Origin of the sequence: Bacillus sp. JJ1521, assembly GCF_036965165.1 — a bacterium.
GTDB lineage: Bacteria > Bacillota > Bacilli > Bacillales > Bacillaceae_L > Ferdinandcohnia.
In genome coordinates, this window is record NZ_JBALOX010000152.1 from 1 (window position 1) to 10868 (window position 10868).

Below are 10868 nucleotides of genomic sequence, written 5' to 3' on the forward strand. Positions count from 1 at the left end.
CGCCAAGGGCGCATTTGATTAGGGGGATGCAGTGTCATATGAGAAGAAATAGAAGAAAACGAAAATCAGTCAGCATCACAAAATATCTCATCAGTTTACTTATTTTATTACTTGTTCCATTAGGTGTTTATTTCACACTAAATAATGTAAAAGCAAATTCTGTAACAAAAGACTACATTGCTCATAATCATGATTTTAAAAAGACTGAGCAAGAATTTAAGCCATTTACAACATCAATGACACTTGCTGCAATTGGGGATATTTTAATTCATTCTGTTGTGTATAATGCTGCAAACATAGGGAATGGATATGATTTCAAACCAATGATTGCGAATGTTAAGGATTTACTTGAAAATGCGGACCTTACAATTGCCAATCAGGAAACGATTCTTGGTGGAACTGAAATCGGATTATCAACCTATCCTAGCTTTAACAGCCCTTTTGAGGTTGCTGATGCGTTTAAGGATGCAGGTGTTGATATTGTTTCCATAGCGAACAACCATACGCTTGATCGTGGCGAAAAGGCAATTATAAGCGCAACCAATTATTTAAATAAAATTGAAATGGAATATACAGGCGGCTATCAGAGCCCTGAGGATAAAAGTAATATCCGTGTGTTAAATCGAAATGGAATTAGCATTGCATTCCTTTCCTACACTTATGGTACAAATGGCATACCTGTACCAGAAGGAAAAGACTATCTCGTAAACTTAATTGATATGGAATTGATTAAAAAGGACATCAAAGCGGCAAAGGAAGTAGCCGATGTTGTTTCGGTTAGCATGCACTGGGGAAATGAGTATCAATTATTCCCAAATGATGCTCAAAAACAACTTGCTCAGCAGCTTGCAGATGAAGGTGTTGACCTTATTATCGGTCACCACCCTCATGTATTACAACCAATGGATTGGTTAACAGGTAAAAATGGAAATCAAACATTTGTGGTTTACTCACTTGGCAATTTCTTATCAGGACAAATACGGGATTATAAAGATATTGGCGGGGTTTTACAAGTGGAAATTGTCAAAGAGGTAAAATCAAAGAATGAAACCATCATTCGAGTTGAAAACCCACAATTCACACCAACTTTTGTATCAAACAGTAACTATAAAAACTTTAAAGTTGTACCACTTCAAAACGCAGATAACTTTGGGTTAAGCAATGCATCTAGTAAATATGAAGAAATGACTCACCATATGAATCAATGGCTGGACACAGCACAATAACTTAAAAAACAAAAACAAGGCACATCTAGGATATGCCTTGTTTTTTCTATTCTTCCCTCTTTTTAGCATTTTCGTATGCAGCGTGCCAGTCAGGATAATGTTTCCGAATTGATGTCGGACGGAAGGATTCTTTTTTAACACAAACATGTGAAGATGTCGCATTAACAGAAACTTCACCATTTGGCCTTGTAATTTGATATCCGTAAATGACGCGGAGACCATCATAATAATCAATCCACGTACTGACTAAAGCCGTTTCCCCATATCTTAATGGTTTTTTATAGGAAACCTCAAGGTCAATAACAGGAGAAATAATACCATCGCTCTCCATTGCTGCATAGCTAAAACCTAAATCCTTAATAAGCTGTGTTCTCCCTAATTCCATCCAAACTAAATAATTTGCATGATAGACGACACCCATTTGATCTGTTTCCGCATATCGTACTTCGACTTCCTTCTTTGAAATGAGCAATTCGGACCTCTCCCTACTCTAAATTTAAGTGTATTTTATACAAATATAGTATCACAATGGAAAAGTCCTTTAAAATGAAACGAATTTATGTATCATTAAAAAAGAGTATGCCTATTAACAGGCATACCCCCACGATGTTATTGTTTATACCCATTTTCACGAGCTGATGCCTCGTCTTGAATCTCTGCTTGCATTGCTTCAATTGACTCCTTGCGACGTTCATTTTTTGCTTGAATTCTCTGTTTATCTTGTTCATTCGAAAATTGCATCGTTTCTTGTGCGTCCTCAATGTTATCCATCGTGTTTTGAACCATGTCCTGTAGCTTTTCTACATTATCACTTCGATCGTCTGGTTTAGGTCTATTTTGTGTCATACTTATTCCTCCTATGTAATGTGATACACCTCTATTTTGCTTCAAATATAAAAAATTATTTCTTTAATGAAAGAGGATTCACATGTAAAAAAAGGATATTATTGATACAAAAAATAAAAGGACGTAGTTAAAACGCCCTTTTATTTAGTGAAATACGATTATTCACCTTTTGTTTGCATAACCTGAGCATGCTTCCCAGATTTGTCCTGCATCTTCTTCCCTTTATTTCCACCAAATCCACGTGGTTGTGTTCCAATTTGGTTAGGTTTAAATTTTTCATGGTCTTTTTGTGGCATTTTAATACTCCCTCCTCCTTTTCATTATCACCGTTAGCAGGCATTCTCATGTAAAAAGAGAAGTGGAGATTTTATCCATGTCAAAGATTTGATGGAAAATCTACTCAGCTTTTTCTAATCTTTTTTGTTCTAGTCTCGCCTCAATACGATCCATCGCTTCTTGGTCCTTTAACAACTCTTGCTTGTTTTCTTTAACCAAATCGGCGAATGTTACCTTTCTAACTTTTCTCAATTTTCTCACCTTCCTCTATCTACTATTGTAATAGTAATTATCACCAAACAACGCTCTAATTATTACAAATTTTCGAAAATTTATTTAAAAATTTCAATAATGTCGGTTTTTGTTGAAAAATAGACACAAAAAAGAACCAATTAAATTAAATATTGGTTCTTCTTGTTATTTTAATTTATTGACCTTGCTCTTGAGCATATCTAAATCTTTTATTTGTCCTCTGATATTATCATTAATCGTACCATCGGAATTAATAAAAAACGTCTCTGGCAGTCCTAATACCTTATAATCACTGCTTGCTTGGTTTTTAGGATCCATTAGAAGTGGAAAGGTATATCCTTTTCCTTCAACAAATTTATGTGCATTTTCAGCTTTTACTTCGGAAGCGGTCATATTAACAGCTAATACTTCAATATCATCGCTTTTTGTTTCATAAAATGCTTGAATTTCTGGCATTTCCTCTCTGCATGGCTTACACCATGATGCCCAGAAGTTCACAACCACCTTTTTCCCTTTCAAATCGGATAAACGAATTGTCTCGTTTTCATCATTTAATAATTGAAGTTCAAAATCAGGTGCCATATTTCCAACTTCTATACCAGTTACCCCTCTTTTTTGGTCTTGAACAAATTCAAGAACTGCATAACCCACTAAGCCTATTAAAACAAGTGCAATTACAATTTTTTTAACCATTTGAATCCTCCGTATAAAATTCAGCAAAATCAAATGTATCCATATTAACATTATACCTATTTAACCATAAAAAAGGACAAATTTAAAAGGCAGTTTTGTGAATTTCACAAAACTGCCCTCAAATAAGGGATATTAACCCTTCATTTTTTCACGAAGTACCATTTGTAGGATACCGCCGTGACGGTAGTAATCAATTTCAACTTCACTGTCGAAACGAACAAGTACTTCAAATTCTTTCTTGTTTCCTTCTTCGTCGGTTGCAGTTACTTTTACATAGTCACGAGGTCTAACATTTTCATCAATTTGAACTTCGATTGCTTCTTTACCAGTCAGCCCAAGAGATTCTGCATTTTCACCTTGCTTGAATTGTAATGGTAATACACCCATTAATACAAGGTTACTACGGTGAATACGCTCGAAGCTTTCAGCAATAACAGTCTTAATGCCAAGAAGGTTTGTACCTTTAGCCGCCCAGTCACGAGATGATCCCATACCATAGTCGTTACCAGCGATAACTGCTAGGCCAGTTCCATCTTTCTTGTATTTCATACATGCATCATAGATAGACATTACTTCTTCTGTCGGCCAGTAAGTAGTCCATCCACCTTCTGTACCAGGAGCGATTTGGTTACGAATACGGATATTCGCAAAAGTTCCTCTTGTCATAACACGGTCATTACCACGGCGTGAACCATATGAGTTGAATTCACGAGGTGTAACCCCATTTTCCTGAAGGAATTTACCTGCTGGTGTATCTTTACCAATTGAACCTGCAGGTGAAATGTGGTCAGTTGTTACGGAATCTCCGAATTTACCAACTACACGTAAACCTGTAAGTGGCTTAACTTCACCTGGATCTTTAGATAAGCCTTCAAAGAATGGTGGGTTTTGGATATATGTTGAATCTTCATCCCACACATAAAGTGCTTCGTCAGTGCTTTCAATTTCGTTCCAACGCTCGTTATCATCAAATACACGCTTGTATTCTTTTCTGAATAGCTCAGGTGTAACAGTCTTTTTAACTTCTTCTTTAACTTCTTCAGCTGAAGGCCAAATGTCATTAAAGAATACATCGTTGCCGTCTTTATCTTTACCGATAGGTTCTTTTTGAAGGTCGATATCAACAGTACCAGCTAATGCATATGCCACTACAAGTGGTGGTGATGCAAGGTAGTTACCTTTAACTAGTGGGTGAATACGTCCTTCAAAGTTACGGTTACCAGAAAGAACAGATGTAATCACTAGGTCATTTTCAGCAACTGCTTTTTCAATTTCAGGAGCTAATGGACCTGAGTTACCGATACATGTTGTACATCCGTACCCTACTGTACTAAAGCCAAGCTTTTCAAGGTAAGGAAGTAAACCTGAATCCTCTAAATAACCTGTAACAACCTTAGAACCAGGTGCTAAAGATGTTTTTACAAATTTAGGAACCTCTAGACCTTTTTCAACTGCTTTCTTCGCTACTAGACCAGCACCAAGCATAACATATGGGTTTGAAGTATTTGTACAGCTTGTAATCGCAGCGATTGCGATATCACCTGTCTTCATTTGTACTTCTTCACCATCGTTGAAATTTACGGTAATTTCCTTGTTAATTTCTTCAGGAGTTAAACCGTAACCTTGGTTTCCAGTTGCAGTTAATGCAGTATGGTAAGCTTCTTTCATTTTTGAAAGTGGAATTAAATCTTGTGGACGCTTAGGACCAGAAAGATTTGCTTCAATTTCAGAAAGATCGATTTCAACAACGTCTGTGAAAATTGGATCTTCTGAATCAGCTGTATAGAATAAGCCGTTAGCCTTACTGTATTCTTCTACTACTTTAATTTGCTCTTCGTCACGGCCAGTTAAACGAAGATATTCTAATGCTTCTCCGTCTACAGGGAAGAATCCACATGTTGCACCGTATTCTGGTGCCATGTTAGAGATTGTTGCACGGTCAGCAAGTGGAAGTTGAGAAACTCCAGGACCGAAGAACTCAACAAACTTACCAACAACGCCTTTTTGACGTAATACTTGAGTTACTTTAAGTGCTAAGTCGGTAGCAGTTGTACCATTAGGTAATGTACCAACTAGTTTAACACCGATAACTTCAGGTACTGGGAAATAAGATGGCTGTCCAAGCATTCCTGCTTCAGCTTCAATTCCTCCAACACCCCAACCAAGTACACCGATACCGTTGATCATAGTAGTATGTGAGTCAGTACCTACAAGTGTATCTGGGAATGCTTCGAATTCACCGTTTTCACCTTCAACTGCATGAACAACATTTGCTAAGTATTCAAGGTTAACTTGGTGAACAATACCAGTTGCTGGTGGTACAGCACGGTAGTTATCAAATGCTTTTGTAGCCCAGCTTAAGAACTTATAACGCTCAGCATTACGTTCGAATTCCAGATCCATATTGAATTTTAGTGCATCTAGTGTACCTGCTCTGTCAACTTGTACAGAGTGGTCAATTACTAAATCTACTGGGATTTCCGGGTTGATTTTTTGTGGGTCTCCACCCATGTCAGCCATTGCCTTACGAAGTGAAGCTAAATCAACTACAGCTGGTACCCCAGTGAAGTCTTGAAGAATTACACGTGAAGGCTTAAATGGAACATCAACCTCTTGTAATCCATCAGTTCCCCATTTTGCTAAGTTTTCAACATGCTCTTTTGTAATTACTCTTCCATCAACTTGACGTAGTACAGATTCCAATAGAACCTTAATGGAATATGGCAATTTTGAAACGTTACCAATTTTCGCATCTTCTAATGCTTGTAAGCTATAATAGTTATACTTTTTGCCGTTTGCTTCGAAAGAAGAACGTGCATTAAATACATCATGCTTTGCCATATGTATACCCCCTTTGTTTAAATTTAACGCAATTTTACACAATTGTCGAAATTTAAGAGATTATAAAACTCTCCCCATTAATTTCTCTCAATACATATACTAATATAACTATATACATAAGTAAATAACAAGATTGTTATTATACTCTATAAGTTTTCCTTATCATCATGAAGGATAATTTGGTGAAATAAGAATAAAATAAGGTCGGAGGTGAAATTAATGTCGAAACGCAAAGCAAATCATGTACGACCAGGAATGAATGATGCAAGTGCTCAAGGTGTTGGAGCGGGATATAATGAAGAATTTGCAAATGAGCCATTAACGGCGGAACAACGTCAAAATAATAAAAAGCGCAAGAAAAATCAGTGACAAACCAGGATGGCCCGCAAATTGCGGGCTTGTTTTTTAATCGTTTACTTCATTCATGATGGATTGTAAATCCTGCTGAAATTGCTGCAGTTGAGATTTTTGGTGCTCTGATGCCACTTCCAACGCATTTTCAATTTGTTGATAAGCTTCATCAACCTCATTTTTCAATCGTTTTAGATGAACACCATAATCCGGATCATTGCTGACGATATTTGCATAAAGATCTCTTGCTTCCTCGGTCCCTTGTTGTGCAGCTTGGAAAGCCTGCTGTTTATTCTTATGATACGGCATTTTTTCAACTCCCTTAAGGTAATTCGTGCAATTATAGCTTACCTTTTTTCCAAAAAATCATTCGGTCGCTATCGCATAAAAAAGTGGAAAAACACTATCCTAAGACATATAAGGGGGGATAAAAACATGGCAGAAAAAAATACATTCAAAGATATTAGAGCAAACGGCGGTCAAAACGCTGGGAGTCAACCACAACCATTGAGTGGTTCGAAAAAAGTAAAAAACCGCAACCACTCAAGGCAAAAACATAACCAAGGACATGATATGTAAAATTAAGAAAAGCGCAAGGCGCCCGCTCATCGGCGACAAGCACAAGAAAAGCGCTGACAGAAGGCGTTCTTTGCCTTCCGAAGTGATTGGCTTGTGACCTCGAGCCGATGGCGCCTGGAGCTAGACATCGAAAACAACATTAAGAACTTCCAGCTCTTCATCCTATAAGCGTAAAGGCTTTTACAATTTCTTGCATTTCTTCATTTCCAATTGTCCGAAAATCAAGAATGACTTCGTTCTTTTTAATCCGTACAATTATTGGTGTTTCGTGATTACGTAGCTCTGAAGCTACAAGCTCTGCGGACATATGAGAATGAGTAATACAAACTACATAAGTTGGCACCTCAACTCCAGGCATTGTTCCGCCACCGATCGGTGAACTATCCTCTTTTATTTCGATAGTAAATTGATTTGTTTTTTCTAATAATCGTTTATTAAAAAGATGACAGCGTTCCATTATCTCCTCTTTTGGGGCTATAATGTCTCGTATAGTAGGTATTTCATTATACTTTCCTTTCAAATAGGAAAGCAATGTTGCTTCAAGGGCCGCATATGTCATTTTATCAACACGTAAAACTCGAGCAAGCTGATGTTTTTTTAATTGATCTATCAACTCTTTCTTCCCAACGATTATCCCCGCTTGTGGTCCCCCTAGCAGCTTATCCCCACTAAACGAAACTAGATCAACACCTTGTTCCAATATTTCTTTTATAACAGGCTCATCCCCAATCCCATGCTTGGTAAAATCGTACAAAACCCCACTTCCTAGATCTTCATAAATAACAAGACCTCCTTTTTTTTCCTTTAATGGAACCAATTCAGAAACCTCAACCGTTTTCGTAAATCCAATGGTCTTGAAGTTGCTTGTATGTACCTTTAGAATCATTGCCGTTTCCTCTGTTATGGCATTCTCATAATCTTTTAGGTGTGTTTTATTGGTTGTGCCTATCTCAACGAGCTTTGCGCCACTTTCCTCCATGATTGCAGATATGCGAAATGAGCCACCTATCTCCACTAATTGCCCGCGCGAAACAATCACTTCTTGATTTTTTGCTAAAGCACGTAAAACAATATAGACAGCTGCAGCATTATTGTTAACAACCATTGCACTCTCAGCACCTGTTAACTCCACAAGAAGGGATTCTACGATGGAGTGGCGTGAACCCCTCTTCCCGTCGCCAATATTATATTCTAAATTAGAATAACCTTTTGAAATATCAACCACATGTTGAAGGGCTTGGTCACTTAGCCTTGCTCGTCCTAAATTTGTATGTAAAACCGTACCAGTTGCATTGATTGTTTTTGTTAAGTAGTATTTTGTTCTTTTAACTAGCTCTTCTTCCACCTTTTTAAAGATGAAATCCATCATTTCTTCCTTTGAAGTTATCTCTTTAACCGAAACCCCAAGAATGATATCATCTCGAATCTGATTGACTACATCCCGTAATAGGTTTGTCATATAATCCTTTTCCACATGATGAAGGGTTTGATATTTTCCAAAGGATGGATGGGCTTGTAGTTCATATATGGCTGGTAGTAGCTTTAATATTTTTTTCATGCCGAAACCTCCACAACAGCTTTGCATATGTATGTCTATTTTTACATATTTGGACCTAATTTCACAACAGATTGTACCATTTCTACGTTTTCATTATCACGAACAGCTCCCCATTTGAATACCTTAGATATAGAATTATATGGAGGTTCAAAACATGAATAATTTCGATAATTCAAATCCCCTTTCCTTAAATGGACTGGAGGACTGGATGAAACAATTCCTTGAAGACCCGTATCTTTTAGATGATTATCAATTTCGAGTTGATTTGTTTGAAACACAAAATGAGTACATTATCGAGGCAGAATTATCAGGATATCTGCCCGAGCAAATCCGACTGAATGTTAAAAACGACACCTTCCATATCAGGCTAACAGATCGCGAAAAATCTTCAAATGATACAATCTTAACCGAAAGAATCGTTACTCTTCCTTTCGAATTAGAAAAAAAGAAAATAAAAGCACTATTTCGAAATGAAATTCTCGAAATTTATATCAAAAAAAATAGCAAACGAAAAAAGAGGAAAAGCCAGATAAAAATAAAAGTCCTGTAATAGCTACAGGACCCTTTCTAATTTGAGATTTCTTCAAAATTTGTTATTGTGGTTCCGGGAAAATAAAATTGAATGATGTCTTCATATTTTTTCCCTTTATCCCCCATAATACTTGCTCCCCATTGACTCATTCCAACTCCATGTCCATAGCCTCTTCCCTTCATCACATATTTCGTATCATCAGAATCAAGTGAGTCAATATAATAGCTTTTGAAAATAGTAGCACCAATCATCGGTCGAATGCGATTCAGGTTCACATTTTCAAGCGTAATATTCCCTAACAGCACTGTCCCATCAAGCAATCTTTGTAAAAATTCTACTTCAAATGAACCTGTCATCGAGCGGTTCGATTTGTATTTTTTTGCATGTATTTCGAATTTGGGGATTGAAAGAATAGCAATATCTCCTGGAAACCCTTGGCGATTAATAGACCGCTTCATGACAGCTGTAATTTCTTTGTCCTTTTCCTGGAGCCCGTCCCATGCGTTAATAGATTCCCAATCAATTTCTTCAAGGTTTATTTGTGTTTTTGATAGTGTAAATTCCCAAGGGTGGATTGGATCGAATGGATCTTCTTTGATTGGATAGAATGACCTACTGTCTCCTCCCCACACATGTTTATTATTCTCTGTCATTCCACCATTGCTCGCAGAATAAAAAGCATCGATTAACTTATTATTATGGGTAATTACTTGACCCTTGGTAGCCTCAACAGCCTTTGTTGTCCGCACATTCCAAGCATATCCGCCATACACCTGATAGAATGTTGTATCATCCATATCTTCTTTAAGATGGGATACTGCATACGTTCTTGCTGCAAGTGCTTGAGCCTTTAAGGCCTCGATATTCCAAGTTGGAAAAACCTCGAGTGGGACAACTCCTTTTAAATAGTCTTCTAACGGTAGCTGGTTAACCGGGCGTACAAAATGATTATTTTCTACCTGAAACTCCATCGCCCCTAAGTATGGTCGTTCATCGATAAAAACACGATGATTCTCACTATAGTTTCGAGGGATTAAAACAAAGCTGTTATCGACTTGTTGGCTTATTTCTCCTCCTTTAAGATATAATTTCCCCTGTTTGACATATAAGCGGTAGTTCACTCCCTCTTGTAAAACTAATGTCGGGTCAATGGTGAAATAATCACCCTTAATATACATTTGAATTTCTTCAGCATCTCCGACGAAATTTTCAAGTCGAACACGCACCAGTTCTTCTGCATCTCCGTGGTAAATCCCTACAGCAAAGATAAACATACATGTAAAAAATAGTATCTTTTTCATATCCGTATAATTCCCATACATCATGAAATATATGAATTTCTAATTTTTACACATAAAAGACAGTTTCATTCTTTCAAAACTTTTGTCAAATGAGGTATAATGAACCATTGAGGTGAACATTTTCATGCAGTTAACAGGTTGGTTTTTATGGTTTATATTAATATGGGTTTTCTTTTTTATCACAATTCTAGCAATTGGTGGCTTTTTTATGTTCCGAAAGTTTCTAAAAAAACTTCCAAAGGAAGATGGAAAGTCTGATTTGGATTGGCAGGATTATTACATAGACCAAACGCGTCATATGTGGCCAATCGAACTGAAGGCATTATTAGAAGATTTAGTAAAGCCTGTGCCAGAGCTTTTTCGTGATGTAGCCAGGCAAAAAATTGCTGGAAAAATAGGGGAACTTGCACTTG

14 protein-coding genes are annotated in these 10868 nt (G+C 37.1%); 5 read left to right on the forward strand and 9 right to left on the reverse strand.

Annotation, left to right across the window (positions count from 1 at the left end):
* Nucleotides 1-38 precede the first annotated feature (38 nt).
* On the forward strand, nt 39-1226 hold the full coding sequence (locus tag V7147_RS18985; RefSeq protein ID WP_335369398.1) for a CapA family protein: 1188 nt from the start codon (nt 39-41) through the stop codon (nt 1224-1226).
* A gap of 46 nt (nt 1227-1272) precedes the next feature.
* On the opposite strand, the gene V7147_RS18990 is transcribed toward V7147_RS18985, so the two are convergent.
* The 6 genes from V7147_RS18990 to acnA all read right to left on the reverse strand — a co-directional run bounded on the left by V7147_RS18990 (nt 1273) and on the right by acnA (nt 6134).
* Nucleotides 1273-1698: an acyl-CoA thioesterase gene (locus V7147_RS18990; RefSeq protein WP_335369399.1), complete on the reverse strand. Its 426-nt coding sequence runs from the start codon at nt 1696-1698 to the stop codon at nt 1273-1275.
* A 137-nt stretch (nt 1699-1835) separates the two neighbouring features.
* On the reverse strand, nt 1836-2072 hold the full coding sequence (gene tlp, locus V7147_RS18995) for a small acid-soluble spore protein Tlp (protein WP_335369400.1): 237 nt from the start codon (nt 2070-2072) through the stop codon (nt 1836-1838).
* 158 nt (nt 2073-2230) lie between these two features.
* Nucleotides 2231-2368 (reverse strand): acid-soluble spore protein N, encoded by a 138-nt coding sequence (locus V7147_RS19000; RefSeq protein ID WP_335369401.1) that lies wholly within the window; start codon nt 2366-2368, stop codon nt 2231-2233.
* Between the two features lie 100 nt (nt 2369-2468).
* Entirely contained in the window at nt 2469-2600 is a 132-nt protein-coding gene (locus V7147_RS19005) for an FbpB family small basic protein (RefSeq protein ID WP_335369402.1), read from the reverse strand.
* A gap of 165 nt (nt 2601-2765) precedes the next feature.
* Nucleotides 2766-3293: a TlpA disulfide reductase family protein gene (locus V7147_RS19010; RefSeq protein ID WP_335369403.1), complete on the reverse strand. Its 528-nt coding sequence runs from the start codon at nt 3291-3293 to the stop codon at nt 2766-2768.
* 132 nt (nt 3294-3425) lie between these two features.
* Nucleotides 3426-6134 carry an aconitate hydratase AcnA gene (acnA, locus tag V7147_RS19015; RefSeq protein WP_335369404.1) on the reverse strand — a complete coding sequence of 903 codons (2709 nt, stop codon included), beginning with the start codon at nt 6132-6134 and terminating at the stop codon, nt 3426-3428.
* A gap of 219 nt (nt 6135-6353) precedes the next feature.
* Here acnA and sspO point away from each other — a divergent pair, with 219 nt between their 5' ends.
* Entirely contained in the window at nt 6354-6503 is a 150-nt protein-coding gene (sspO, locus tag V7147_RS19020) for a small acid-soluble spore protein O (RefSeq protein ID WP_057999856.1), read from the forward strand.
* 36 nt (nt 6504-6539) lie between these two features.
* Here sspO and V7147_RS19025 read toward each other — a convergent pair whose 3' ends face one another.
* Complete coding sequence (locus V7147_RS19025; protein WP_335369405.1) at nt 6540-6794, reverse strand: hypothetical protein; 255 nt, start codon at nt 6792-6794, stop codon at nt 6540-6542.
* 126 nt (nt 6795-6920) lie between these two features.
* Between V7147_RS19025 and V7147_RS19030 the strand changes: the two genes are divergently transcribed.
* Complete coding sequence (locus tag V7147_RS19030; RefSeq protein ID WP_335369406.1) at nt 6921-7064, forward strand: small acid-soluble spore protein P; 144 nt, start codon at nt 6921-6923, stop codon at nt 7062-7064.
* 157 nt (nt 7065-7221) lie between these two features.
* Here the strand turns inward: V7147_RS19030 and selA are convergent, their stop codons facing one another.
* Nucleotides 7222-8622 (reverse strand): L-seryl-tRNA(Sec) selenium transferase, encoded by a 1401-nt coding sequence (selA, locus tag V7147_RS19035; protein ID WP_335369407.1) that lies wholly within the window; start codon nt 8620-8622, stop codon nt 7222-7224.
* 154 nt (nt 8623-8776) lie between these two features.
* Here selA and V7147_RS19040 point away from each other — a divergent pair, with 154 nt between their 5' ends.
* Nucleotides 8777-9172 carry an Hsp20/alpha crystallin family protein gene (locus V7147_RS19040; RefSeq protein ID WP_335369408.1) on the forward strand — a complete coding sequence of 132 codons (396 nt, stop codon included), beginning with the start codon at nt 8777-8779 and terminating at the stop codon, nt 9170-9172.
* A 17-nt stretch (nt 9173-9189) separates the two neighbouring features.
* Here V7147_RS19040 and V7147_RS19045 read toward each other — a convergent pair whose 3' ends face one another.
* Entirely contained in the window at nt 9190-10455 is a 1266-nt protein-coding gene (locus V7147_RS19045) for a SpoIID/LytB domain-containing protein (protein WP_335369409.1), read from the reverse strand.
* Nucleotides 10456-10579: 124 nt separating this feature from the next.
* On the opposite strand from V7147_RS19045, the gene V7147_RS19050 reads away from it, so the two are divergent.
* Nucleotides 10580-10868 (forward strand): DUF2621 family protein (locus V7147_RS19050; RefSeq protein WP_335369410.1); only part of this gene is annotated, 289 nt, incomplete at its 3' end.